Source organism: Nocardia sp. CA-107356, assembly GCF_050946365.1.
GTDB lineage: Bacteria > Actinomycetota > Actinomycetes > Mycobacteriales > Mycobacteriaceae > Nocardia.
The window spans coordinates 90062-113375 of sequence record NZ_CP191992.1; the positions used below are offsets into that span (position 1 = coordinate 90062).

Genomic DNA, 23314 nt, shown 5'->3' on the forward strand with positions numbered 1-23314 from the left:
GGCGTTTCGCCGAACACCGACACGGAGTAAGGATGTATCCCATGTCCGATGCAGTCGATGTGCCGATCGATGACGACGTCATTCGACTCGGTCAGTTCCTCAAGCTGGCCAATCTGATCGAATCCGGGTCGGAGGCCAAGACCGTGATCGCCGCGGGGCTGGTCCGGGTGAACGAGGAGGTGGAACTACGTCGCGGACGGCAGCTGCACGTCGGCGACATTGTGGCCATCGCCGGTCACAAGGCCAGGGTTGCGGCGGTGTAGTTCAGTTCTCGGCGCGGACCACGATGCCGTCGTGGTCGCTGTAGAGCATATCGCCGGGTACGAAGGTGACCCCGCCGAATTCGATCGGGATATCGCGGTCGCCGGAGCCGGTCTGGGTGCTCTTGCGCGGATTGGTGCCCAATGCCTTGACGCCGATATCGAGCGTGCGCAGAATCGCCGAATCACGCACCGCGCCGTTGACGATGACACCGGACCAGCCGTTGGCCACGCCGCGTCCGGCGATGATGTCGCCGACCAGTGCGGTGTGCACGCTTGCGCCACCGTCCACCACGAGCACGCCGCCATTGCCCGGTTCGCTCAGCGTTTGCTTGACCAGCAGGTTGTCCTGGAAGCAGCGGATCGTGGTGATGCGCCCTGAGAACGCCGCACGCCCGCCGAACTGGATGAACTGCGTATCGCAGCTGCGGATTTCCGGGCCGATCTCGTCGGCGAGATCCGCGGTAGCAACTACATTTTGCGATTCGGTCACTGTGTTATTTTGCCGCGCCTGCGGCGCGGCGGGTTCGCGGGCCCCTGGTGTCTCGCGTCCGAGCCGTCGAGACTCGCGACTGCGCCGCATGCGCTCCGACGACTCGGACACGAGACGGGCCGCGAACGGTCGCCTAAAGACTCGCTCCGTGGTCGTCGGGGTGAGTGCCGATGGTCAGCGCTGACCGACGGGCGCCCAGCAAACCGTATTGCTAACGGTGCCCGTAATGCATCTGGTATTTGATCCGCTCGGTTTCGCGCATCTTGTTGTGGTTGATCCATTCCGGATCGAGGCCGTGCTGGCCCAATCGGAAGCGACGCCAGACGTAGCTGAGCGACACGGTGAACAGGATCAGCGGCACGAGCATCATGACGATCATGCCGATCTTCAATGCCATCGGCCCGGGGAACAGCAGCCACAGCAGGAAGAACGGGATGAACGGTACGACGAACCGGACGAGATAGCGCTCCATGGCCCCGTGCCCGACGAGGTCGTGGATAACCCACTCGTGCAGCTCTTTGGGGAGCTCGCGGCCGAGATCGTAGGCGATCCGCTGGCCTAACGTGGGGCGTTTCATATGCCAAGGCTATGCCTGTGAGGTCGGTCACCGCTACGGATTGATTGCAGGTCAGGCCGAGTAACCACAGGTTCGGCGAATATTCGGCAAGGGCGCAATCAGGCGCGACCGTGACGGCGTTCGTAGGCCAGACGCTCGGATTCCGCGCGCTTGCGCGAGGCAGAATCGGCCAGCGCCGGATCGAGGCCGTGCTTGACCAGACGCGATCTGCGATACACGTACATCAAGGCCGCGGTGAAATAGATCAGCGGCAGATACAGCAGCGCCATCATCGCGAAGCCCATCCACAGCGGCCCCGGTACCAGCAGGAACAGGCTCAGCACCGGAATCATCGGGATCAGGAAGCGGATCAGATAGCGCCGCGCCGCGCCCGGTCCGGTGAGGTCGTCGAGTACCCACGCCGACATCGACTCGGGCAATGTGCGCCCGCAGATATAGCCGATGCGCTGCGGCAGCGTCGGTGTCGTGCGTTCAGCCATGCTGTTCAGCATCCTCCGCCCGGGTTCACCCGGACAACTTCGCCGACCGGCGTTCTATCCCCTTCGATGACCGCTGGCAACTGCGCGCACGGCCCTCGAAGGCGGTTCGCTAGCTCTGCCTGCTGGTGTGGAATTCGGCGATCTGGGTGGTCAGGTTGTGCGTGGAGTGCTTGACCGCGATCTTCACGAACGGCTCGATGGTCTTGCCGAGCACCTTTCCGGCAATGCCGCCCGGTACGCGATAGTCGACGATCGCGTCGACGGTGCACAGGTCGGCGCCCTTATCGTGGAACAGGAAGGTCGACTCGATCTCGAAGCCCTTGATCGACTTCACCGCGATCGCGAAATTCTCCTCCCAGCGCACCACCTGGAGCCGCGAATGCAGCGAGGCGGGACCGAGTTTGATGACGCCGTCGAACGTCGCGCCGACGCCCTCTACCTGTTCGGTGCGCGGGGTGAAGTCCTGGACCTCGGTGATGAAGCGCGACAGATTTCGGTAGTCGTTGACATACGCGAATGCGGTTTCGGCCGTCGCCGCACAGTCTTCGACGATCTTCACTTCGGTCATGGCCCAACTGTAACGGGTTGCTATCTGCCCGGCAGCTCGCGCTTGCATTTGCAAGCGTCAGGCGGTGACCGCCAGTGTCGCCGCCAGACCGAACGCCACCGACATCACCGCGACCTCGACGACCGCCCGCCGCAGCGAGGATTCGGCCTGCATCCGATGGCTGGTCGCGAGCGGTACCCAGGTGCGTCGCCACCACCAGCCCAGCGCCAGCAAACCAACCAGCACAAGGGTTTTCGCGAGCAGAATGCGTCCGTAGCCGGTCGTCACGAACGGCGTGATCCCGCCGACCCGCACCAGCCCGTTGACGATGCCGCTCACCGCGACAACGCCGACCATCGGCAATGCCACGGCCGAATACCGGGGCAGCGTCACCGCCCATTCACCGCGGGTACGCACCACCAGTGCGAGCGCGACCAGCAGCCCGAACCAGGCTGCCGCCGCCAGCGCATGCACCGCCGCGAGCACCGAACCGAAGGGCTGCTGCGACATATGCCCGGTGATCGGCCGCAGCGCCAGCGCCACCGCAGCGAAGACCAGCACCAGATCGGCCGATGCGGTCTCCGGTCGCCGGAACGCCAGCGCCGAATAGCCGGCGACCGCACCGCTGCCGACCAGTACGGCGATACCGACCTGACCGCCGCTGATCTCGACCAGGAAGTTGCCGAATTGCCCGCCGGTGAGTCTGCCGAGGGGCACACCAACGACCGCGGCCGCCTCGAAGACCAGCACCGCGAATTCGGTGACACACCAGATTCCGGCCAGTATCGCGAGTACCCGCCACGGCGGGCGCAGCCGATCGTGCAGCCGGGGCAGCGCGGCCAGCCCGAGCACGGTCGCCCCGGCACAGTCGGCGATCACTCGGACGATGCTCGCGCTTTGGGCAGGGGCCGGGATCGCCAGGATCAGGGCCAGCGCCACCCCGAGTAGTCCGGCCGGGACGACCAGCAGCAGCGCTTGCGCATGTCCGCCGGTCGTCCCCTGCGCCTTGTTCACCCGTGTGCTCTTCTCACCGCTGCGGTTTCCGGCCCCTACCGCCGAACAGGGCGAATGCGAGACCACCGCCGAACAGGATGACAGCGCCGACAATGAAGATCCACAACGGAATTCCCTCGGAGTCGGCCTTATCGCCGGAGCTGTTCCGACTGCTGGCACTCGGGCCCGGCGTGCCATTGCCCGCCTTGGTGAGGGTGAAGGTCAACTCGCCCTTGACCGGATGTCCGTCGGCGGAGGTGACCCGGTATCCGATCTTGTAGACGCCGGTCGGGCCGAGTTCGCCGACCGCGACGCTGACGGTGGGGCCGTCAACCGTCGGGTCGCCCTTGGACCACAGATTGCCGTCGGGGCCGACCACGGTCAGCGCCGGAAAGCTCGTCTGCAGCGGCTCGTTGAACGTGATGCTCACCCGCTCCGGACCGGTATCGATGCTCGCCCCGTCGGCGGGCACGCTGCTGACCGGGGACGAATGCGCCGCGGCCGGGCCTGCCGCGAGCAAACCCACGCCCAGCAGGAGCAGACCGGCGACGAGCCCGGCGAGCAGTCGCCGCGCCGCGACGACCGCGCTGCCCTGGTCGGTCATGCCCGGCGTCCGCGGATCACATTGCCGAGACCCAGGGCAACACCGAGCAGGCCGAGGGCGAGGCCGATGCCACCCAGCCAGCGTGCGGTGTCGTCGGTGTCCTTCGATGTCTCGGCCGCTTCGGCGTCGACGTGATGACCATCGCCGCCCTTCCCCGCCGCGAGGGCGAGCGTCGGCGCCGGATGCTCGGGTTCGGAGCCGTCGCTGCCCATCGGCTGATCCCATTTGACGATCTTGCCGTCGCTGTAGGTCTGGGTGGCCGGGAGGCTGATCGTCTCCTGGCTCGGCAATGGGCCGACCGAGAGTACGAAGCGCTGGAACTGACCGGGGCCGACGCCGGGCGTGCCGGGAACGGCGGTCCAGGTGACGGAGATGGCCTCGGCCTTGTCGTTGCGGTCGACCTTGGCGGTCCAGCCGGGGATGGGTTCGGTGCGAGCGCTCTTGAGGTTGGGCAGGGTGACGGTCAGTGCGGTGGTGTTGGCGGTCTCCGATTCGGTCGGGACCTTGAGGGTGACCACCGAATATCCGCCCTGCGTCGCGCCGGGTGCATCGGCGGTGACGTGTGCGGAGGCGGTACCGCCCGCGAGGAGAACCAGGCCAGCGGCGGCCGCGGCCGTGCAGGCATGCGAGATCTGCGTGCGCATGAGTGAAGTGCTTTCTGTCCGAGGGGGGTTGGGTGTGGCGGGTCAGGCCGACACCGGCGGCGCGCGCGGACCGATCGCGCCGTTCGGAGGAAAGCTGTAGTTTCCGAGACCGGGATTCGACCAGCGGAGCGGGCCGGTGATCTCGGTTGATGCCGACGATCGTGGGGCGACCGCGCGAATGACGCTGGAGGCCACCGTGTAGAGCCGCTCGGCCAGCAGGATCAGTGCGACGCAGCCGAGGGTTGCGATCAGGTGCGCCACCAGCATCCAGCTGGTGGGTACATAGGACGGATGCAGACCGCCGAGCGGTGCACCGGTAGGTCTGGGACCGTGGGAGTGATCGATCAGTCCGGACAGCACCGCATGTCCGGCGAGCTGACCGAACGCGAGCGGACCGAGCAGTGCTGCACGTCCACCACTCATCGAATCGGTGACCGAATGCGCGTTATCCCCCCGCCACGGTGGCCGGAGTCGACCCGTACCGCAGGCCGCGGCCCAACCCGTCAGCATCGAAACAAAGAGCAGCAGCGCGAGATCCGTCGAATCCGGAAATCCGCCGCCCGCGGCACCATGCGCGGCGACGGCGAGCGCCCCGGCCATCCCGCCTACCGAGCAGCCACGCAGGCTACGGGTAGTCGGTCCGGGGCGCATTCTATCGATCAGCTGACGCCGAGGCGCGCCAACACGTCGGCCTCGATACCGGACAGCTCGTTGGAGATCGATGCGTGCACGGCGCGGCGGCGCGGCGCGGGCATCTGCTCGGCGGTCCGAATCGCGGCGGTCAGATTGCCGAGTCGGTCCTGGGTGGCGACGACGAACTTCTGGGTCTCACCCTTGTTCGACTTGTCGCCCGACTCTGTGCCGATCTTGTCGAGGGCGGCTTCGGTATTGGTGATCCGGGCCTGTAGGCGACCGCCGTGGCCGCTGAAATCACCGAGCTGTTCGATGCCGATGCCGAGCTGATGTGCCCGACGGGTATCGATCTGGCCGCGTATGAAGGTCGCGGCGCGGTAGGCCAGCGGCGCGAGTACCGGCACGAGCACACGGGCGACACCGAGGTATTTGCGGACCTGGCTCGCGCTGAACGGATCCCGCTCGGCCTTGGCCGCCACCTTGAGTGCGGCCTTCTCCTCCGCCTGCAGCGTGGAGATCTGGGCCTTGGCGACCATGCGCTGGGTACGTGCCTCCGCGCGCCGGGCCTTGCGGTCGTTCTTGGCGCCGAGTTTCGCCTCCATGGCGGCCTTGTGCTTGAGGGCTTTCGCCTCGGCCCTGCGGCTCGGCCGCCGTTTGCGCTTCGTGAACAACCCCATCGAAGGCCCTCCGTGTTGCTGGTTCCCATGGCAGTACGACGTCGGGGAACGCTCGTCCGCCCATGTCACACGTGTCGTCAGTACCCTATCGGGTCCATGGTGGCAGCTGCGAGTGGGTGAGTGCTCGACTTGGCTCGCACATAGCGCCGTGTCATGCGGTTCGCGGAGTTGTCAGGGGTCTGGACCATACTGCGTATGTGTATTCGGGCATCGGTGACCGCGACGGTCACAATCACGAAGGCGTAGCCGACGAGCGGCAAGCCGAGGTGAATGCGGTGCCGACGTCAGCGGGGCCGACCGCATTCGTCGATGCCAGGGCGTTGATCGGCTGCCGTCACCGATTGCATTTGAACGCCGCCCATCCCGAATCGCTGACCGGGGTGACCGAGGACGCCGGGGTACGCCAGCGCCGCGACGCCGCGACGGCGCACCGCACCCGGGTGCGCGAGGCACTGATCGCCGCGGATCCGGACAACTGGGTGGTGATCGATCCGACACTGCGCGCGGGGGAGCGGGCCGCGGCCACGATGCGCGCATGTGCCGAAGGCGCACAACATATCTGGGGCGGGCTGCTGCCGCAGGAGCCGGATACCGGGCGCCGCGGTGGCTCGGAGATCCTGCTGCGCGATCTCGATCGCGGCGGCTATATCCCGGTGATCGTGGTCAACCACAAGGTGACCGACCCGCGCCAGCCCGAACCGGCCGACTTCCACCCGACCACCTCGGACCCCTATCGCTGGGATCCACAACCGGATCCGCATCGCAAACTGCGCCAGCAGCCCCGCGACCAACAGCGGCTCACACATCTGTACCGCATGCTGCAGCGGCACGGTCTGGCCAGCCCCGCACTGGTCGGCGGCGTGATCGGCTACCACTTCGACCGCATCCTGGTACACGATCTCGGTCCGCTGCTCGACGATTACGACCGGCGCTACGCCGATCGGATCGCGGTGGTGCGCGGGGAATTGCCGACCGTTCCGTCGAAGGTGCCCGAATGCCGCCAATGCCCGTGGTGGACGCGCCGGGCGCCCGCCGATGAGGCGCAGGTCGCGGGGCAGAGCTGCGAAGGTTGGCTGACCGAACATCGAGATGTCAGCCTGGTCGCGCCCGGCTCGCGCGCGGATGTGCTGCGTGGGCACGGGGTCGAGACCATCAACGATCTGGCCGCCTGGGTCGGTGACGATCCGGAGGACTGGCAGCACGGCCCGTTCGACGAGGCGGTCGTCACCGCCCGGGCCTGGCTCGCGGGCGCACCGCTGGTCCGCCGGGCCGAGCGGGTCTGGGTGCGCCGGGCCGATGTCGAGGTGGACGTCGACCTGGAGAGCTTCCAGGAATACGGCGCCTACCTGTGGGGCACGCTGCTCGACGGCGTGTACCGCCCGTTCGTCACCTGGGATCCGCTGCCAACCGAGGATGAGGGCCGGTCCTTCGGCGAGTTCTGGACCTGGCTGATGACGGTGCGCGCCGAGGCCATCGCGGCCGGGAAAACCTTTGCCGCCTACTGCTATTCACGCACCGCCGAGGACAAATGGCTCTACGAATCGGCGCGCCGGTTCGCGGGTCGGCCGGGAGTGCCGACGGTTGACCAGGTGCGCGCGTTCGTCGACGGACCGCAGTGGGTGGATATGTTCCAGGCCGTCTCCGACCAGTTCATCTGCCCGAATGGCAAGGGGTTGAAGAAGATCGCGCCGGTGGCCGGATTCTCCTGGCGCGATCCCGAGGCGGGCGGTGAGGCGTCGATGAGCTGGTATCGGCTGGCCGTCGGCTACGAGGGCGAACCCGATCTGAGTCAGCGCACCCGGCTGCTCGAGTACAACGAGGACGATGTGCGCGCCACCATGGTGCTGCGCGAATGGATGAAGCCGCGCGAGCCGGTGTCGCACTGCGCCGATATCGAGGTTCCTGGCATCGCCGATTTCAAGAGTCGTACTATCGCGACGTGACAGAGCATGTCGAACAACTCGAGTTCCAGGCAGAAACCCATCAGCTGCTCGAGCTGATGATCCATTCGGTCTACTCCAACAAGGACACATTCCTGCGGGAGCTGATCTCGAACGCCTCCGACGCGCTGGACAAGCTGCGGCTGGAGTCCTTCCGCGATAAGGATCTGCACGTCGACACCTCCGATTTGCATGTCGAGCTGGAGGTCGACAAGGACAACCGGATCCTGACGGTCAGGGATAACGGCATCGGCATGTCTCGCGCCGAGGTGGTCGATCTGATCGGCACACTCGCCAAATCCGGCACCGCCGAGCTGCGCAAGAAGTTGAACGAGGCCAAGTCCGAGGCGGCCGCCGAGGAACTGATCGGCCAGTTCGGTATCGGCTTCTACTCGACCTTCATGGTCGCCGACAAGGTCACCTTGACCACCCGCAAGGCGGGGGAGACCGAAGGCACCCGCTGGGAGTCCGAGGGGCAGTCGACCTACACCATCGAAACCCTCGACGACGCCCCGCAGGGCACCGCAGTCTCGCTGCACCTCAAGCCCGCCGACGAGGACGATCACCTCTTCGACTACACGCTGGAGTGGAAGCTCCGCGAGATCGTCAAGAAGTACTCCGACTTCATCGCGTGGCCGATCCGCATGCAGGTGGAGCGGACCGTCACCGAGGGTGAGGGTGAGGAGAAGACCGAGAAGACGATTCTCGAGGAGCAGACCCTCAACTCCATGAAGGCGCTGTGGACCCGCCCCAAGAGCGAGGTCAGCGACGAGGAGTACAAGGAGTTCTACAAGCACGTCAGCCACGGCTGGGACGATCCGCTGGAGATCATCCCGATGAAGGCCGAGGGCACCTTCGAATATCAAGCGCTGCTGTTCATTCCTTCGCACGCGCCGTTCGATCTGTTCACCCGCGAGCACAAGCGCGGCGTGCAGCTCTACGTCAAGCGGGTGTTCATCATGGACAACTGCGAGGAGCTGATGCCGGAGTATCTGCGCTTCGTCAAGGGTGTGGTGGATGCGCAGGATCTGTCGCTCAACGTGTCGCGTGAAATCCTGCAGCAGGACCGGCAGATCCAGATGATCCGCAAGCGCCTGGTGAAGAAGGTGCTGTCCACGGTCAAGGATCTGCAGGGTGCGGACGACCAAGAGAAGTACCAGACGTTCTGGAAGGAGTTCGGCCGCGTCCTCAAGGAGGGGCTGCTCTCGGACTTCGACAATCGCGAGACGCTGCTGCAGGTTTCGTCGTTCGCCTCGACCGACTCCGAAGAGGAGCTGACGACGCTCGCCCAGTACGTCGAGCGCATGAAGGATGGCCAGGACGCCATCTACTACATGACCGGCGAGACCCGCCAGCAGGTCGAAAGCTCCCCGCATATGGAGGCCTTCAAGGCCAAGGGCCGCGAGGTGCTGATCCTGATCGATCCGGTCGACGAGATGTGGGTCGGCTCGGTAACCGAATTCGACGGCAAGCCGTTCCAGTCCATCGCCAAGGGCGAGGTCGACCTGGAGACCGAGGAGGAGAAGAAGGCCACCGAGTCCCTGCGCGAACAGCAGGACAAGGATTTCGCGGAACTGCTCACCTGGCTCGGCAAGTCCCTGGACAACGTCAAGGAGGTGCGCCTGACCAACCGGCTCACCACCTCGCCCGCCTGCCTCGTCGGAGATGTCTTCGACTTCACCCCGATGTTGGAGCGCATGTACCGCGCGTCCGGTCAGCTGGTGCCCGAGACCAAGCGGATCCTCGAGCTCAACCCGACCCATCCGCTGGTCACCGGTCTGCGCGACGCCTACGACACGCGCAAGGACGATGCCGATGCAGGTAAGGTCCCCGAGCTCACCGAAACCGCCGAATTGCTCTACGGCACAGCGGTTCTCGCCGAGGGCGGGGAGCTGAAGGATCCGGCCCGTTTCGCCCAGATCCTCACCGAGCGGCTCACCCGCACGCTCTGAGAATTCGACCGGCGGCCGCCCCGTCCCCGATGGGGCGGGGCGGCCGCTGCATTCCGCGCTGGTCGCCGTGGAGCCCTGTGCATTTGGGCTGCCACACACCCAGTGAGCGCGTCGCGCAAGCGCAACCTTTGCGAGGTGCCCAACCGGTATGCGCCTACCGGTGCCGCCAACTGATTGCCGCGGCATAGCTCACTTCTGGATAAGTGCTCGCTGCCAACCCTGTAAGGGCACCCGAAACTCGACGGTTGGATCACCAAACTTATTGTGCGCATTGCGATTTCGGCAACAGTGGTTTGGTGCGTGCGCGGCTGCCGGGGTACAGTCGAAGACAGCGAAGGGGAGTAGCCCACAATCGCGCTGTCGACATACTGGTCCGCCGCCCCGCAAGGGCGCGACCCGGCCGCGTGAACCGGTACTGATCCGGTGGGCGAGACCTTCGGCCGAGACAACCATTTCGTTGTCGGCCGGAGGCGTACCTGATCTCCCGGCCGACAGGCCGGAGACCCGGGAGTGCACACCACATGATCGCCACCATCTTGCTGAGCGTCGGGATCGTCTTTCTCGCCGAGTTGGGTGATAAGTCCCAGCTCATGGCGTTGACGTTCGCGCTGCGCTACCGCTGGTGGGTGGTGCTCGGCGGTATCGCGACCGCGACCGCGGTGGTGCACCTGATCTCGGTCGGCGTCGGATATTTCCTGGGCGCCGCCTTGCCGACCCGGGCCATCACGCTGGTGGCCGCCATCACCTTCCTCGCCGTCGGCCTGTGGACCCTGCGCGAGCATTTCGGCGGCGAAGATGCGCAGGACGCGGATCCGAAGCCACCGCGCGCGAACACCGCCCCGTACTTCGTGGTGCTGTCCGCATTCCTGCTCGCCGAACTGGGCGACCGGACCATGTTCGCCACCGCCGCCCTGGCCACCGATAACAGCTGGGTCGGCGTCTGGATCGGCTCCACCGTCGGTATGGTCGCCGCCGACGCTCTCGCCATCGCCGTCGGCATCCTGGTCGGCAAACATCTTCCCGAACATGTCATCGGCATCGGCTCCGGCCTGCTGTTTCTCTACTTCGGTACCGCAAGCCTGCTGGCTGCCGCCCTCCCTGGCATCGGCGTGCTCACCGGCGGCGCACTCGCCATCCTCGCCCCCGCTGCCGCGGGCGTTGCCCTGCTGATGCGAGCACGGCTCGTACACCATTCCGAACTCGTCCACGACCACCCAGCGGCCGGCCCCGCCGAGGAGATGCGCTGACCGGTCGTCACTCATCTGCCGCCGCCCGGCCACCAGCGCCGCACCGGCTGGTACGAGTCGAACGCAATCACATGTACAGCTGTACTGCGCGCCGTCCAGCGCCCGCCGACTCGCCATTACGTGGCGTGCACCCCGCGCGCCTTCGGATGGCGCTGTTCAGCGGCCCGCTGACTCGCCAATACGTGGCGCGCACGCACAGCTCAGGCGCGCACCTCGGACCGGCGCAGCATTGCCTCGCCGTACAGATCACCGCTGCGGCGCACCAGGTCCAACAGCGGTTCTCGGAGTGCTCGAAGTCCGGCCAGATCGTCGACGGCGATGCGTGCAGTGACCATCGCGCTCACCGCCGCGGCCAGGGTTTGGCAGGCGAAGCGCTGCTGTTCGGTGTGGGCGTCGAGGACGTCGGCGATCATCGCGACGAAGGATTCCTGCAGTTGGGCGCGCCGGGCGACTGCCTTCGAACCCACTGCGTACACCTCGACGAGATAGAGCCGGGCGTATGCGGGTTCGGCGATCAGCCCGTCGAAGTAGGCCTCGAGGATCCGGCCCAACCGATCGGGATCGGCCGGGTTCCCGCCATCCGCCGCATAGGATTCGGATCCGCCGATGGCCTGCGCGATATTGGCGATCAGCAGCTCGACGGCCCGCTCGTAGGCGGCCTCGAAACAATCCTCCTTGGAACGGAATTGCTCGTAGAAGGTCTCCCGCGATACCCCGGCTCGTTTCAGGATGGCCGCGACGGAGGTCCCGACGTACCCGTTCTCGACCATGGCCTCGGCCATCGCGCTCAGGATCCGCTCGCGCTGTGAGGCGATCACCTCTTCCCTCGGCAGGCCGTGCCTGCCCCGGGGGAGTTGGCGGGCGCTGCTGGCGGATTGGGTCATACGGTGGCTCCGATAGTCGGTCATACGGTGGGGCGGTATCCGGCCGCGGCTACGCCGGTCGCTCCATTTTGCGGGGTCGTGCCGGTTGGTCGGTGGTGAAGGGCGCCTCTTCGGTGCGCGCGATCTCCAATGCCCGCGCCACCCCGCGGCGTAGCGCGATATCGATGACGCGCTGGGCGATCGGCCGGAACGGTAGCGCCACCGCCACCCACCACGGCGATACGACCTGACGTTTGCGCCGTGCGATGGCGCGTTCGACCGCATCGATCGCGGGGCCGAGCGGCGCTACTCCCGACACCGTCGACCGGCCGAGGATGGCCCGCGCGGCGGCGGTGCCGAAACCGCGCGAGGTCATATCGGTATCGAGTTCGGCGAAGTACGCGACCCCGACCCGAGCCCCGGTATGTCTGACCTCATGGCGCAACGTATTGCCCAGCGCCTCTACCCCGGCCTTCGACGCGCTGTATGCCCCGACCAGCGGCAGATTCACTGCGGCGGCCAGCGACGAGACGACGAGCGCGTACCCGTTCGGATGGCAGATGTGCGGTCCTGCGGCGCGCAGCGTGTAGTAGACGCCGAGCACATTGACCGCAAGCGTCTCCTCCATGACCGCCGGATCCCCGCCGAGCAGCGCCAATTGCTTCGCCACCCCGGCGTTGGCGACCACCACATCCAGTCCTCCGAGCTCGGTGACCAGCGTGTTAACCACCCGCTCCACCTGCGGCTGATCGGCGATATCGCAGTAGCGCCACGGAGCGTCTCCGCATTCGTGCGCCACTTCCGCGAGCAGGTCCGCCTCCAAGCCGAGTAGCGCTACCTTCGCGCCTTTCGCGTGCAGCTGGCGCGCCAATGCGGCACCGATACCACGCGCCGCGCCGGTGATCAGAATCCGGCGCCCGGTCAGCGGCGGGGCGGAAAAAAGCTTCATGCCAGCGACGATACCACCTGTGAACATATATGTTCGCAAAGAATTCGCTGTTGATCCCGCTGTGCTGTGCGCGCCGAGCTCCGAGGGCCAGGGAGCCGTGATCGGGCTCTCACATGGGACCCGTTAGGGTGCAATTGACGAAGGGCCAACTGGCTGTCACGAACGAGAGGACCATCGTGGAGATTTCGGGTTCCGCCGCCATCATCACCGGAGGCGCATCCGGCCTCGGCGCCGCCACTGCCAAGCGTTTCGCCGATCTGGGCGCAACCGTCTTCGGACTCGACGTACCCCAATCCATCGAACGCGCCGGGGACAATGTGCCCGACGGCGTCACCCTGATCCCCGCCGACGTCACCAGCAACGACGAGGTTTCCGCCGCGGTCGCGAAGGTCGTCGAATCCGGTGTGCCGCTGCGCATCGTGGTGAACTGCGCCGGTGTCGGCTGGGCCGGGCGCATCCTGTCCAAGAACGGCCCGCACGATCTGGAGCTGTTCCGCACCGTCATCACCGTCAACCTGCTCGGCACCTTCAATGTCATGCGCCTGGCCGCCGACGCGATCGCCAAGACCGACACCGTCGACGAATACGGCCAGCGCGGCGTCGTCATCAACACCGCCTCGGTCGCCGCGTTCGAGGGCCAGATCGGCCAGATCGCGTACTCGGCCTCCAAGGGCGGCGTCCACGGTATGACCGTCCCGGCCGCACGCGACCTCGCGCAGTTCGGCATTCGCGTGAACACCATCGCCCCCGGCATCATCGACACCCCGATGCTCGCCGGTGTCACCGAGGAGTACCGCAAGGGCCTCGAGGCCGGTGTGCCGTTCCCGTCCCGCCTCGGGCGCCCCGACGAGTACGCCCAGCTCTCGCAGTACATCGTCGAGCACGACTACCTGAACGGCGAGACCATCCGCATGGATGGCGCCCTGCGCATGGCTCCGCGCTAGTCGGTCCGCCTCCCCGAATATTCGGGCCATAGCAGTTGGGTGCCACGACCGTCGTACGCAGGACCGGCGGTCGGGTGCCCAATGGCCTTTGGACGTACCCGGTGCGGTACCGATGTTCTTACGAAATCAGTTGTTGCGCTGGGCTCCTGCGGAGTCCGGCGACTGTGCCCCGGCATCACGGCGAAAGCCGAGATGGCGGGGTGTTTTCGTATGACCGGGTGAGTACAAGATCCAGCAGACCGGGAAAGCGTGCATCCAGATCGCCGCGACGCAGCGTCAGGTAGTACTTGCGTCCATCCTTGCGCTGATGCAGGACACCGCTTTCGCGCAGTGCTCGCCAATGGTGCGTCATGCTCGATTTGGGGATATCCGGCAGGATCTCGCCACAGAATCGTTCCTCGCCGGAGGCCAGCGCCTGCGCGATCGCCAACCGCACCGGATGCCCGAGTGCGGCCAGTACATCGACGAGCTCGATATCGGCGGCGGCGGGATGGTGCAGGGCGGTCACCTGCTCACTGTACGTGGATCTCGTACTAATTGACTCGGATGGGTTGACATTGTTTCCTTGATCGTACGAAGATCTCGTACTATCAAAGTACGAAACTCCCGTACTATCGTACAAACGATGAGGAGCCATGGGCACCAATACGATTGACCAACTGTCGGACGCGGAACTCGCCAGCTCGCTGGACGGCGACTTCACCAGTCGATACGCGCAGGTCAACGGAATCTGCCTGCACTATGTCAGCGGCGGCAGTGGCGCACCCCTGCTGCTGCTCGGCGGCTGGCCGCAGACCTGGTGGCAGTGGCACAAGGTGCTGCCCGCATTGGCGCGGCGCTATCGGGTATTCGCCGTCGACATCCGCGGCATGGGTGGATCGGATAAACCCGCCGACGGGTACGACAAGAAGTCCATGGCCGGTGATATCCGCGCCCTCGTCGAACATCTCGAGCTGGGCGCGGTCCACATCGCCGGGCACGATATCGGCGCCATGGTGGCCTATGCCTATGCGGTCAACTATCCCGAGTCCACCGCCTCGGTCTCGCTGCTCGATGTACCGCACCCGAATTCGGGCTGGGCCGACTTCGGTTTGCTGCCCGCGCCCGACCAGCACGTCGACACCGTCATCGAGGCGGGCGACCGCTCCTATCTGTGGTGGTTCGCCTTCAACCAGGTCCGTGAGCTACCGGAACTGCTGTTGGAAGGACGGATTCGGCTGCTCATAGATTGGCTGTTCCAGCGCCAAGCCGTGGATCAGGCCGATATCGACGAGCGGTCGCGTCAGGTCTACGCCCGGGCCTACGGCAGCGCCGACGCGATCCGCGCGGGCAACTCCTGGTACCAGGCATTCACCCGCGATATCGCGGACGAACAGATCTATCCGCCGGTCACCGCGCCGATGCTGGCGCTGGGCGGCAGCGCGAGCAACTACGGCTACCTACGAGATCTCATGCCGGCCAAGGCAACCGATGTCCAGGTGCGCGAGATCGCGAACTGCGGCCACTACCTTCCCGAAGAGCAGCCGGAGGCCGTCATCGCAGCGCTCACCGAATTCCTCGGCTGAGCACCGGTCATGGCGTCGGTTTATGGCCGATGCCGAGGAATGCCGTGGTGGACAGCGGCATATTCGGGCGGTAGTTCTCGGCGAGGTACGTGCGCATCAGCGCGATCCGCTCGGCCCACACCTGCTCCCCGACAGTGCGCCGCATCAGCATCAGTGGCGCACTGCTGCGCACCATTGTCGTCCACATTTCGTCGGAGCTCGCGAAAGTGAGTGCGCTGGTGTGACGTTGGATGCTCACCCCGGCGAAGCCCGCGGTCTGCATCTCGGTGGCGAAGACCTCCGGGTTCTCCAAATTGAGGAAGTTGGGTTGGGGCTCCTGGATGGCCGGATCGGCGGCGGCGAATGCACCGAACATCATTCGCATGAGCGGCGACTCGGCCACCGGCGCCCAACTCGACACCACAGCGGTGGCGCCGGGACGCAGCACCCGGAACAACTCGGCGAAACCCTTGGCCCGATCCGGGAAGAACATCAGCCCGAACATCGAGAAGCCCGCGTCGAATCGATCATCGTCGAAGGGCAGCGCCTGTCCATCGCCAACGCTCGTTTCGATATTGGTCAGCCCCGCGGCCCGCGCGTCCTCGGTGAGTCGCTGGATCATCGGCTCGGAGAAGTCGATGGCATGCACCTGCGCCACCCGTTCGGCGGCGGGCAGGCTCAGTGTGCCCGGTCCCGCCGCGATGTCCACCACATGCAAATCCGCCGACAGGCCCGCGAGTTCGAGTGCGCGATCGGAGAAGGGCGCCATGATCGCAGCGCCGAATTCGGCGTATCCGTCGGCGACGAGATCCCAGGGTTCAGCGGCGGCAAGCGGGTTTCCAGACATCTGCTGACGATCCTTTCGACCGTCCAAGGCTAACCGTGCCGCACCCCGCGGACCTACGAACCCAGGCCGATCTCGCTGTGCGCGAAGCGGATCAGATTTTGCGTTCGAAGGTGATCAGGTGGTGGCCCCGCCCGTTGTAGTCGCGCACCGGCCCGGTGACGGTGAAACCGAGGTGCCGGTGGAAGCCGATCGACGTGTCATTGGCGGGCGAGGTGATCGCCTTGACGATGTGCCGGTCGTTCGCCCGGGCGATCGCGAAGAACCGCTCGTACAGTTCCCGCGCGAGGCCGCTCTTGCGGTACTGCGGATCCACGCCGACGAAATGGATATAGGCCTCATCGGATTCGGACGGCGAGAGAAAGCCGATCAGGAATCCGGCCAGCCAATCGGTCGGCTCCCGCATCCGCGCGACCGGAACCTCGGCGACCAGGCTGGTTCGATAGAAATGATCGAGGAACAACCTCGGCAGGTGTGTTAACACCGAGCGTCCCCACCAGTCATCGATGACGGTTGCAATGGCGTCATAGTCATCAGCACGGGCGGCCCGGATCACCGGCCCGTTCACATTCGACACACCATTCATTGTCCTCAACCGATCGCGTTTGCGCGGTGTTGGCCTTATCACGCTCCGCCCGCCGCGACGCCGCGAATCCAGCGCATCCCGACCCGCGCATGCACCACCGCCGCTTCGGCGATCGCCTTGGTGACGAAATGCCCGATGGTGGTGACGACGAAGACGACCGCAATGAGGATCGGCGCCCAGGACCAGGTCAGTGCGAGCATCATGCGTTCGAAGGTGCCGCGCGGCTGGACCACCGGTTCCCAACTGTTGAGGCGAACCCAGCGACCGAGGAAGACGCCGACCGCACACAGCGCATGCAAGCCGAAGGTGAGCGGTGTGCGCCAGGCCGCGCGACCGCTGCGGTCCAGGTAGCGGCCCAACTCGGCGAGCGCCAGATAGTAGGCGAGGAATCCCGAGCAGATGAAGGCCGCGTAGATCGGCAGCACCGTGGTGACGACCGGTCCGTCACCGACGAAGTGGATGTCATCGCGCAGGTGCACCAGGTCGGTGACCACATAGGGTGCGTTCGGCAGGAACAGGACGAACAGCACGACACCCGCCCACCACACCGGGGACCGCGGCAGCCGAATATCGGACCTCGACCGAAATACCAACAGCGCCAAGCCCACTGGAACCCAGGCGAGCATCGTGTTCCAGACCAGCCAAAAGAAATCCCGCCGAACCACATCCGCGATATTCGGCCCCACCCGATCGAGCACATCCATGCTGCCATGATGCCGACGGGTGCCGACCATGGACCGGTAATCCGCCGCAGCCCACCACATCTCGACAGATCCGCCACGGGATCTCCACAAGTGCGGGGGCGGCGCCGCCTATGCGGCGAGCAGCATGGCCAGCACCGCGGTATCGGGATCGCTGATCGGGTCCAAGCCGACTCGGCTGACCAGGGAGGTGACGGTGCCGTCGGATTCGGCCTCGGCCCAGGCGGCGCGATGCTCGAGTCCCAGATGTGGGACGCCGGGCAGCAGCACACAACCCGACGCCGCGCCAACGCATTCCGGCAGTGACGGCCGGGTCTCCGAGGGCGGATGCAGCATCAGCAAAGCCGCCGGCACATGGTCGGCGAAACGGCCGGGAGCGAGCGCCTGCTCACCGAGCACCGGTCCCTCGGCGACGACCAGGCCGACGGTGCCGGGCGCCGGATCATCCGGTAGCTCCTCGCGCACGCCGAACACGGTCGAGGTCGTCAGCAGTCCGGGGAACGACGCCACCCGCACAGCGAGCACCAGCACCTGCGCCCATTCCTTGGTGGTATCGGGCCAGCGGCCGGAAATGACGAACCCCCGCAGCAATCCGCGGGCATGGAACGGCGTGATGCCGATGGGGCCATTCGTATGCATGATGCCTCCCGTCATGGAACCGGGGGCGGCGTTGCCCGTCCTCGAACTGTGGATTCCCGAGAATGCGCCGAAACTCACCTGGCACACAAGTACCAAAGAGTGCCAGCGCCTTTGGCAGCGCCTGCGGCGTTGTATGTTCGTGGCTCCTGGTGGCTCATGTCCGACCCTTTCGAGCGACCTGCAAGCAAGTCCTAGCGGCCGCGACCGCTGCTGGCGACTGCGTCGCATCACACCGGCCACTCGGACGCGAGCCGGGCCGCGAACGGCGCATGCGCGATCTCGCTTCGCTCGAAACCTGGTGTATGCCGACGGGCCGAATCACGAGGCGGCGGATTTCCCGAGGTTGAGCCGAGGCCGAGCTGTAAACACATCGGGCCCGCGAACCGAATACCACGGATGGCGAGGTTCGCGGGCCCGAAGGCGAGTTGACTCAGCCGAAGATCAGGCCCTTGGCTTGGCCGATGGCGCGCGCGAAGCGTTCCTGCACGTCTTCCCAGTTGACGACGTTCCAGAACGCGGTGACGTAGTCCGCCTTGACGTTCTTGTACTGGAGGTAGAAGGCGTGCTCCCACATGTCGACCTGCAGCAGCGGGATGATGCCGAGCGGCACGTTGGCCTGCTGGTCGTAGAGCTGGAAGGTCAGCAGCTTCTGGCCGAGGGTGTCGTAGCCGAGCACCGCCCAGCCCGAGCCCTGCAGGCCGTTAGCCGCGGCGGTGAACTGCGCGCGGAACTTGTCGAACGAACCGAACTGGTCGTCGATCGCGGCGGCCAGCTCGCCGACCGGCTTATCGCCACCGTTGGGGGACAGGTTCTTCCACCAGATCGAGTGGTTGACGTGGCCGCCGAGGTGGAAGGCGAGGTTCTTCTCGTTCAGGAAGATGGCGGCGTGGTCGCCCGCCTCGCGCGCGGCGTCGAGCTTCTCCAGTGCCGCGTTGACGCCCGCGACGTAGGCAGCGTGGTGCTTGGAATGATGAATCTCGTTGATCTGCCCGGAGATATGGGGCTCCAGGGCGCTGTAGTCGTAATCCAGATCTGGCAACGTGTACTCAGCCACGATGTCCCTTCCTAATGTCGGGCTGTGTGTGCCCTCCGTCTCGGGCACACTCAACCATCATTCGTACACCCGCTCGTTTGCAACCGCGCCCCTTGCCCCCACATTCCGACCGGCAATTCCACAGTGCGGGGTGTGTGCACTCGGCGCTTGACGGCACGACTGATTTCGTGAGCACAAGGGGTAACTCGCCGGGTACGTCCAAAGCCGACCATGCACCGTACGCAGGATCCGAGACCAGGCCATGTGGCTCCCAAATCGTATGGCCTGAATACGCGGAGCGGCGGAACAGCACCATGTCCTGGTACGACGAGCTAGTCGGACGTATCCGTCTTCCCGAGCCGGTCATCGTGTCGCCGGATCAGGCTTGCCCGGACGCCCCGACGCGATCTTGGTGTCGGATACCCATTATCTGAACGGACACCCGATCCGTACGCCGTTTCCGGAAAGCCCGCAGGTCACCGTCGTGCGATGGGCTGTTTTCCAGGGTTGGTTTCCGGTACCCGCCACCGGTGTCGGCTACCCGGTCGGTTCGGGTGCCCGAAACACGACCGCACACCCGGTGACCGGGTGTGCGGTAGGCGATTTCGGCGATCTACTACAGCTGCGGCACGATTCCGGCGCGCATGGTCCGCGGGTCGCCCGCGTCATGCGCCTGCCACCAGCGCACCCCGCCCGCGATGAATTGCGCCGGCGGGAGCTCGGTGCCGTTCGAGTCGTGAATCGTCATGTCGTCGAACCAGACCCGTACGTCGAGTTCGCGCGGATCGATGCCCTCCTCCTGGGAGAACTCCAGCACGTGCGCGGAGACGTGCGGGTCGATCTGGGTGTCGAAGCTGAGCAGTTCACTCCAGTGCACCCAGCCGCTGTCGTCCAGATCGATGAATTCCCAGCCGTGCAGCCGTCCGCCGCCGAAGCTGCGGATGGCTTTGTCCAGGCTGTCCAGTTGCAGCGGCAGCACCCTGGGGTTCAGATCGTCCCACTCCTGGATGCGCAGCGAGGCCGCGACCCGGCTGACGCCGGTGAACATCAGCTTCACGCGGTAGTCCTGGGGCGCGGGTCCCTCGATCGGAAGTGTCAGCACCTCCAGATCCAGACTCAGCTGTGCGTTCGCGGTATCGACCGCCAGGCCTAGGCACGCGGCCTCGGAGAGTGCGGTGTTCAGTGCGGTCGTGTCTATTCCTTCGAGTAGCCCCCTGCTCACGTTCATGCATCCAGGCTACCGACAGCACCTGCGGGAACCCGGTATTTCAGCTATTCGCAAGTGTTCTCGCTTTTTGTGGAACCGATCAGCGAGCAGCGGCGTCCAAGTACTTATCGGGACCTGCACAGCCTCAGTTCCCGAAGCTGCGGCGAATGACCGCTCCGGGATGGCAAGGAGGGGAGTCTCGGATCGGTCGTTCGTACCGCTAGCGTTGGCCTCCGGGGCCGTCGGAGGGGGCGTCGACGGTTACCAGCAACCGGCAGAGAAGATGCGATCGGACCGGGGTGTGTGGCATCAGCCCTCGTAGATCGAATTCTCGAAGCGCTGACTTGATAGCTGGAGCCTCTGAATCGTGTGCTGTTCGATAGCTGAGGCCTGTGGATCAAGTTGTGGATTATGTGGATAACTTTGACCGAGATATGCACAAGCGGCCCCGGAGCGGGGCGTCGGACACGATCCAGAAGCACAGAACATACCTGAGGTAACGTGCCGATGTCGAGGCCGTGAAGTGTCGTGGCCGTAGCGGACTGGTCGCAGGTCGCTCGAAAGGATCAGCTCCCCGGGCAGCGGGCCCGGAACTCCCCCGCAGTGCGCCACCCATGGCAGGATCGAAGCGTGACGAGCCCCGAAGTGTCGTCGGTGCCGGTGGAAGCCGTACCGGACGAATTCGATAAGACCGAACGTGTCGCCGCTGACGCGCCGCGGGCGATCCTGCTCGACGTACGCGAGGACGATGAATGGGAGCTCGGGCACGCGCCGGGAGCCATCCATATCCCGATGGTCGACGTGCCCGCGCGCGTGGACGAGCTCGATTACGACGCCCAGCTGTATGTGGTCTGCCGACAGGGCGGCCGGTCCTTCGAGGTGGTCAAGTACTTGACGCATATCGGATATGAGGCGGTCAGCATCAGCGGTGGCATGGTGGCATGGCAGCGGGCGGGCCGGCCGCTGGTCGCGGACGGCGATCACCAGGCGAAGATCTACTGAGGAAAGAGAGAGGGGCGCGCGGCATGAACGTCAGGCCCGGAGGCGGCAGCCTGCGTAACCACGTAGGGCCCGGGCATGCCGCCAAGGAGACTCCGTGAGTGCGGTGGTACAACCTTGTGCGCGCTGCGGCGCGCGCTGGGCCGTGCAGACGACCCCGATGCACTGGTGCCCGCGCTGCCGTGGCGTGCTGCTGTCACCGGCGCCCATCGACGCCCCCGCCGAGCGGCGTAACTATCGGTGGGTGGCGCGCCGCCCCGATCAGCGCACGCGCAGGCCGGTCTCGGGCCGGCCGCGGCCGTCGCTGGAAACACCGCGCTATCAGCAGATTCCGCGCTGGGGTCTGCTGGATCCGCCAGTCGTATCCGCCGCCGAGGTCCAGCGGCCGCTGGACCGGCTGACGAACCGGGCCGCTGCGCTACTCATCGCGACCGCGGCGGTATTCGCGATCGCCGCATGCGCCGAACTCGGGCGCTACCTGATTCTGCTGCGCAACCGCACCCGGTTGATCCCATCGTTGCTACTGCACTTCTCCGATGTCATGGTCTGGCTTTCGGCAGTGGTCGGCCTCGTACTCGGGCTGGCTTGCGCGCTCGCGATGCTCGGCTGGTTGATCGATACGCGTCGAGCCGCCTTTGCCAGGGCTGGGCGACGTGATCCCCGGTCGGTCCGGATGCTCGCGCTCGGCTGTCTGATTCCGGTGGTGAATCTGTTGTGGCCCGGTGTCTTTCTCACCGAGCTGGTCAGCTTGCGTGCCGATCCGCGGGCGCTGCGGGCGGTGCGTATCTGGTGGCTGGGCTGGGTGCTCGGCGCGGTGTGCACGGTGGCGGCGCTGCTGTGGCGGACCGCGGATTCCCTGCAGGTCAAGGCGGATGGTGTGCTGTTCACCGCATTGACCGATCTCGTTGCCGCCGGGGTCGCGGTGCTGACCCTCTGGGTGCAGCGGTCGATCACCGGTCGTGATCTGTTGGGCCGCACCAGGATCGCGCGCCGCTGGGTGATCGCGGTCGATCCGGCGGTACCGGTTATCGAACCCGTGCAGCCCGGCGGCGGAGCCGCGAAGCAGCCACCCGCCGAACAAGTAGACGCGCCCGAGACAACTACACCGCACCGTGAGCACGAGGAGGTTTTGGCCAAGTGAGCCAGGGCAGTCGCGCACCGTTCGTCGTCGCGCACCGGGGAGCCTCGGCGGCGCGCCCGGAACACACGCTCGCCGCTTATGAGCTGGCGCTACAGGAGGGCGCCGATGGCGTCGAGTGTGATGTCCGGTTGACCAGGGACGGGTATCTGGTCTGCGTGCACGACCGCACCGTCGACCGGACCTCTTCGGGCACCGGACTGGTCAGCGAGCTGACCCTCGACGAGCTCAAGGACCTCGACTTCGGCGCGACGGGCGCACCGGCCTCGGTGCTCACCCTCAGCGATTTGATCGAGTTGGTCCTCGATTGGCGCAGCAGGCCGACCAAGCTGTTCATCGAGACCAAACATCCGGTGCGCTACGGCGCGCTGGTGGAGAACAAGCTGCTCGCCGAACTCCAGCGTTTCGGTATCGCCACCCCCGCCTCCGCCGATCACTCGCGCGCGGTCGTCATGTCCTTCGCGGCGACCGCGGTCTGGCGGATCCGCCGTTCCGCGCCGCTGCTGCCGACGGTGTTACTCGGCGAATCATCGCGCTACCTGGGCGGCGGCGCCGCGACCACGGTCGGCGCCACCGCCGTCGGCCCCTCGGTGAAAACCCTGCGCGAGCATCCTGACCTGGTCGACAAGGCCGCCGCCGCGGGCCGGGCCACCTACTGCTGGACGGTCGACGACCCCGACGATGTGCGCCTGTGTGCCGATCTCGGCGTCAGCTGGGTCGCGACCAACCATCCGGCCCGCACGAAGGCCCTGCTGGCCGCAGCCTGAGTCGAATCGTTTCGGCCGCACAGCCTTTCGTCGCGCGCCACCCCGCCAGCGACG

General features: G+C 66.0%; 27 protein-coding genes. 9 read left to right on the top strand and 18 right to left on the bottom strand.

Features of this window, described 5'->3' with window-relative positions; translation table 11 throughout:
* Positions 1 to 41 precede the first annotated feature (41 nt).
* A complete protein-coding gene (locus ACQP1G_RS00385) occupies positions 42 to 263 on the top strand; it encodes an RNA-binding S4 domain-containing protein (protein ID WP_433197216.1) in 222 nt (73 codons plus the stop codon).
* A 1-nt stretch (position 264) separates the two neighbouring features.
* On the opposite strand, the gene rraA is transcribed toward ACQP1G_RS00385, so the two are convergent.
* From rraA to ACQP1G_RS00430, 9 genes are all read right to left on the bottom strand, one after another.
* Positions 265 to 753, bottom strand: a complete 489-nt coding sequence (gene rraA, locus ACQP1G_RS00390) for a ribonuclease E activity regulator RraA (RefSeq protein ID WP_433197218.1) — start codon at positions 751 to 753, stop codon at positions 265 to 267.
* A 211-nt stretch (positions 754 to 964) separates the two neighbouring features.
* Positions 965 to 1330, bottom strand: a complete 366-nt coding sequence (locus tag ACQP1G_RS00395; protein WP_433197220.1) for a DUF5313 family protein — start codon at positions 1328 to 1330, stop codon at positions 965 to 967.
* Positions 1331 to 1428: 98 nt separating this feature from the next.
* On the bottom strand, positions 1429 to 1809 hold the full coding sequence (locus ACQP1G_RS00400) for a DUF5313 family protein (RefSeq protein WP_433197222.1): 381 nt from the start codon (positions 1807 to 1809) through the stop codon (positions 1429 to 1431).
* Between the two features lie 109 nt (positions 1810 to 1918).
* Positions 1919 to 2377: an SRPBCC family protein gene (locus ACQP1G_RS00405; protein ID WP_433197224.1), complete on the bottom strand. Its 459-nt coding sequence runs from the start codon at positions 2375 to 2377 to the stop codon at positions 1919 to 1921.
* Positions 2378 to 2434: 57 nt separating this feature from the next.
* Positions 2435 to 3370 carry a CopD family protein gene (locus ACQP1G_RS00410; RefSeq protein ID WP_433197226.1) on the bottom strand — a complete coding sequence of 312 codons (936 nt, stop codon included), beginning with the start codon at positions 3368 to 3370 and terminating at the stop codon, positions 2435 to 2437.
* Between the two features lie 13 nt (positions 3371 to 3383).
* Positions 3384 to 3953: a copper resistance CopC family protein gene (locus tag ACQP1G_RS00415; protein WP_433197228.1), complete on the bottom strand. Its 570-nt coding sequence runs from the start codon at positions 3951 to 3953 to the stop codon at positions 3384 to 3386.
* The gene (locus ACQP1G_RS00420) at positions 3950 to 4597 is read right to left on the bottom strand and encodes a YcnI family copper-binding membrane protein (protein ID WP_433197230.1); all 648 of its coding nucleotides are present in this window, start codon (positions 4595 to 4597) and stop codon (positions 3950 to 3952) included. The genes ACQP1G_RS00415 and ACQP1G_RS00420 overlap by 4 nt, the downstream gene beginning before the upstream one ends.
* 42 nt (positions 4598 to 4639) lie before the next feature.
* The gene (locus tag ACQP1G_RS00425; protein WP_433197232.1) at positions 4640 to 5197 is read right to left on the bottom strand and encodes a hypothetical protein; all 558 of its coding nucleotides are present in this window, start codon (positions 5195 to 5197) and stop codon (positions 4640 to 4642) included.
* Positions 5198 to 5256: 59 nt separating this feature from the next.
* Positions 5257 to 5907 (bottom strand): DUF6474 family protein, encoded by a 651-nt coding sequence (locus ACQP1G_RS00430; RefSeq protein WP_433197234.1) that lies wholly within the window; start codon positions 5905 to 5907, stop codon positions 5257 to 5259.
* Positions 5908 to 6173: 266 nt separating this feature from the next.
* Here ACQP1G_RS00430 and ACQP1G_RS00435 point away from each other — a divergent pair, with 266 nt between their 5' ends.
* From ACQP1G_RS00435 to ACQP1G_RS00445, 3 genes are all read left to right on the top strand, one after another.
* On the top strand, positions 6174 to 7850 hold the full coding sequence (locus tag ACQP1G_RS00435) for a TM0106 family RecB-like putative nuclease (RefSeq protein ID WP_433209474.1): 1677 nt from the start codon (positions 6174 to 6176) through the stop codon (positions 7848 to 7850).
* Positions 7847 to 9799, top strand: a complete 1953-nt coding sequence (htpG, locus tag ACQP1G_RS00440) for a molecular chaperone HtpG (protein ID WP_433197236.1) — start codon at positions 7847 to 7849, stop codon at positions 9797 to 9799. The genes ACQP1G_RS00435 and htpG overlap by 4 nt, the downstream gene beginning before the upstream one ends.
* Positions 9800 to 10320: 521 nt before the next feature.
* Positions 10321 to 11046, top strand: a complete 726-nt coding sequence (locus ACQP1G_RS00445) for a TMEM165/GDT1 family protein (RefSeq protein ID WP_433197238.1) — start codon at positions 10321 to 10323, stop codon at positions 11044 to 11046.
* Positions 11047 to 11246: 200 nt separating this feature from the next.
* Here ACQP1G_RS00445 and ACQP1G_RS00450 read toward each other — a convergent pair whose 3' ends face one another.
* Both ACQP1G_RS00450 and ACQP1G_RS00455 read right to left on the bottom strand, forming a co-directional pair.
* A complete protein-coding gene (locus ACQP1G_RS00450) occupies positions 11247 to 11930 on the bottom strand; it encodes a TetR/AcrR family transcriptional regulator (RefSeq protein ID WP_433197240.1) in 684 nt (227 codons plus the stop codon).
* Between the two features lie 49 nt (positions 11931 to 11979).
* Entirely contained in the window at positions 11980 to 12858 is an 879-nt protein-coding gene (locus ACQP1G_RS00455) for an SDR family NAD(P)-dependent oxidoreductase (RefSeq protein WP_433197242.1), read from the bottom strand.
* Between the two features lie 176 nt (positions 12859 to 13034).
* On the opposite strand from ACQP1G_RS00455, the gene ACQP1G_RS00460 reads away from it, so the two are divergent.
* The gene (locus ACQP1G_RS00460; protein ID WP_433197244.1) at positions 13035 to 13802 is read left to right on the top strand and encodes an SDR family NAD(P)-dependent oxidoreductase; all 768 of its coding nucleotides are present in this window, start codon (positions 13035 to 13037) and stop codon (positions 13800 to 13802) included.
* 175 nt (positions 13803 to 13977) lie between these two features.
* Here the strand turns inward: ACQP1G_RS00460 and ACQP1G_RS00465 are convergent, their stop codons facing one another.
* Entirely contained in the window at positions 13978 to 14310 is a 333-nt protein-coding gene (locus ACQP1G_RS00465) for an ArsR/SmtB family transcription factor (RefSeq protein WP_433197246.1), read from the bottom strand.
* A 127-nt stretch (positions 14311 to 14437) separates the two neighbouring features.
* Between ACQP1G_RS00465 and ACQP1G_RS00470 the strand changes: the two genes are divergently transcribed.
* Positions 14438 to 15367 (top strand): alpha/beta fold hydrolase, encoded by a 930-nt coding sequence (locus ACQP1G_RS00470; protein ID WP_433197248.1) that lies wholly within the window; start codon positions 14438 to 14440, stop codon positions 15365 to 15367.
* 7 nt (positions 15368 to 15374) lie between these two features.
* On the opposite strand, the gene ACQP1G_RS00475 is transcribed toward ACQP1G_RS00470, so the two are convergent.
* The 6 genes from ACQP1G_RS00475 to ACQP1G_RS00500 form a co-directional block, all read right to left on the bottom strand.
* Positions 15375 to 16193: a class I SAM-dependent methyltransferase gene (locus ACQP1G_RS00475; protein ID WP_433197250.1), complete on the bottom strand. Its 819-nt coding sequence runs from the start codon at positions 16191 to 16193 to the stop codon at positions 15375 to 15377.
* Positions 16194 to 16284: 91 nt separating this feature from the next.
* The gene (locus ACQP1G_RS00480) at positions 16285 to 16758 is read right to left on the bottom strand and encodes an N-acetyltransferase family protein (protein ID WP_433209477.1); all 474 of its coding nucleotides are present in this window, start codon (positions 16756 to 16758) and stop codon (positions 16285 to 16287) included.
* A 56-nt stretch (positions 16759 to 16814) separates the two neighbouring features.
* Complete coding sequence (locus ACQP1G_RS00485; protein ID WP_433197252.1) at positions 16815 to 17480, bottom strand: DUF1361 domain-containing protein; 666 nt, start codon at positions 17478 to 17480, stop codon at positions 16815 to 16817.
* 108 nt (positions 17481 to 17588) lie between these two features.
* Entirely contained in the window at positions 17589 to 18116 is a 528-nt protein-coding gene (locus ACQP1G_RS00490; RefSeq protein WP_433197254.1) for a peptidase, read from the bottom strand.
* Positions 18117 to 18546: 430 nt separating this feature from the next.
* Positions 18547 to 19170: a superoxide dismutase gene (locus tag ACQP1G_RS00495; RefSeq protein ID WP_433209480.1), complete on the bottom strand. Its 624-nt coding sequence runs from the start codon at positions 19168 to 19170 to the stop codon at positions 18547 to 18549.
* A gap of 595 nt (positions 19171 to 19765) precedes the next feature.
* The gene (locus ACQP1G_RS00500; protein ID WP_433197256.1) at positions 19766 to 20377 is read right to left on the bottom strand and encodes a hypothetical protein; all 612 of its coding nucleotides are present in this window, start codon (positions 20375 to 20377) and stop codon (positions 19766 to 19768) included.
* A gap of 609 nt (positions 20378 to 20986) precedes the next feature.
* Here ACQP1G_RS00500 and ACQP1G_RS00505 point away from each other — a divergent pair.
* From ACQP1G_RS00505 to ACQP1G_RS00515, 3 genes are all read left to right on the top strand, one after another.
* Positions 20987 to 21358, top strand: coding sequence for a rhodanese-like domain-containing protein (locus ACQP1G_RS00505; RefSeq protein WP_433197258.1), 372 nt, complete (start codon positions 20987 to 20989; stop codon positions 21356 to 21358).
* A 94-nt stretch (positions 21359 to 21452) separates the two neighbouring features.
* Positions 21453 to 22496, top strand: coding sequence for a DUF4328 domain-containing protein (locus ACQP1G_RS00510; RefSeq protein ID WP_433197260.1), 1044 nt, complete (start codon positions 21453 to 21455; stop codon positions 22494 to 22496).
* The gene (locus ACQP1G_RS00515) at positions 22493 to 23260 is read left to right on the top strand and encodes a glycerophosphodiester phosphodiesterase (protein WP_433197262.1); all 768 of its coding nucleotides are present in this window, start codon (positions 22493 to 22495) and stop codon (positions 23258 to 23260) included. The genes ACQP1G_RS00510 and ACQP1G_RS00515 overlap by 4 nt, the downstream gene beginning before the upstream one ends.
* The last annotated feature ends 54 nt before the right edge of the window (positions 23261 to 23314 follow it).

Bases quoted from the DNA above. Each gene is read 5' to 3' on its own strand.
- ACQP1G_RS00385 (WP_433197216.1), top strand. From the start codon at position 42: ATGTCCGATGCAGTCGATGTGCCGATCGATGACGACGTCATTCGACTC.
- ACQP1G_RS00395 (WP_433197220.1), bottom strand. From the start codon at position 1,330: ATGAAACGCCCCACGTTAGGCCAGCGGATCGCCTACGATCTCGGCCGC.
- ACQP1G_RS00400 (WP_433197222.1), bottom strand. From the start codon at position 1,809: ATGGCTGAACGCACGACACCGACGCTGCCGCAGCGCATCGGCTATATC.
- ACQP1G_RS00405 (WP_433197224.1), bottom strand. From the start codon at position 2,377: ATGACCGAAGTGAAGATCGTCGAAGACTGTGCGGCGACGGCCGAAACC.
- ACQP1G_RS00415 (WP_433197228.1), bottom strand. From the start codon at position 3,953: ATGACCGACCAGGGCAGCGCGGTCGTCGCGGCGCGGCGACTGCTCGCC.
- ACQP1G_RS00420 (WP_433197230.1), bottom strand. From the start codon at position 4,597: ATGCGCACGCAGATCTCGCATGCCTGCACGGCCGCGGCCGCCGCTGGC.
- ACQP1G_RS00425 (WP_433197232.1), bottom strand. From the start codon at position 5,197: ATGGCCGGGGCGCTCGCCGTCGCCGCGCATGGTGCCGCGGGCGGCGGA.
- ACQP1G_RS00430 (WP_433197234.1), bottom strand. From the start codon at position 5,907: ATGGGGTTGTTCACGAAGCGCAAACGGCGGCCGAGCCGCAGGGCCGAG.
- ACQP1G_RS00445 (WP_433197238.1), top strand. From the start codon at position 10,321: ATGATCGCCACCATCTTGCTGAGCGTCGGGATCGTCTTTCTCGCCGAG.
- ACQP1G_RS00450 (WP_433197240.1), bottom strand. From the start codon at position 11,930: ATGACCCAATCCGCCAGCAGCGCCCGCCAACTCCCCCGGGGCAGGCAC.
- ACQP1G_RS00455 (WP_433197242.1), bottom strand. From the start codon at position 12,858: ATGAAGCTTTTTTCCGCCCCGCCGCTGACCGGGCGCCGGATTCTGATC.
- ACQP1G_RS00470 (WP_433197248.1), top strand. From the start codon at position 14,438: ATGGGCACCAATACGATTGACCAACTGTCGGACGCGGAACTCGCCAGC.
- ACQP1G_RS00475 (WP_433197250.1), bottom strand. From the start codon at position 16,193: ATGTCTGGAAACCCGCTTGCCGCCGCTGAACCCTGGGATCTCGTCGCC.
- ACQP1G_RS00485 (WP_433197252.1), bottom strand. From the start codon at position 17,480: ATGGATGTGCTCGATCGGGTGGGGCCGAATATCGCGGATGTGGTTCGG.
- ACQP1G_RS00490 (WP_433197254.1), bottom strand. From the start codon at position 18,116: ATGCATACGAATGGCCCCATCGGCATCACGCCGTTCCATGCCCGCGGA.
- ACQP1G_RS00500 (WP_433197256.1), bottom strand. From the start codon at position 20,377: ATGAACGTGAGCAGGGGGCTACTCGAAGGAATAGACACGACCGCACTG.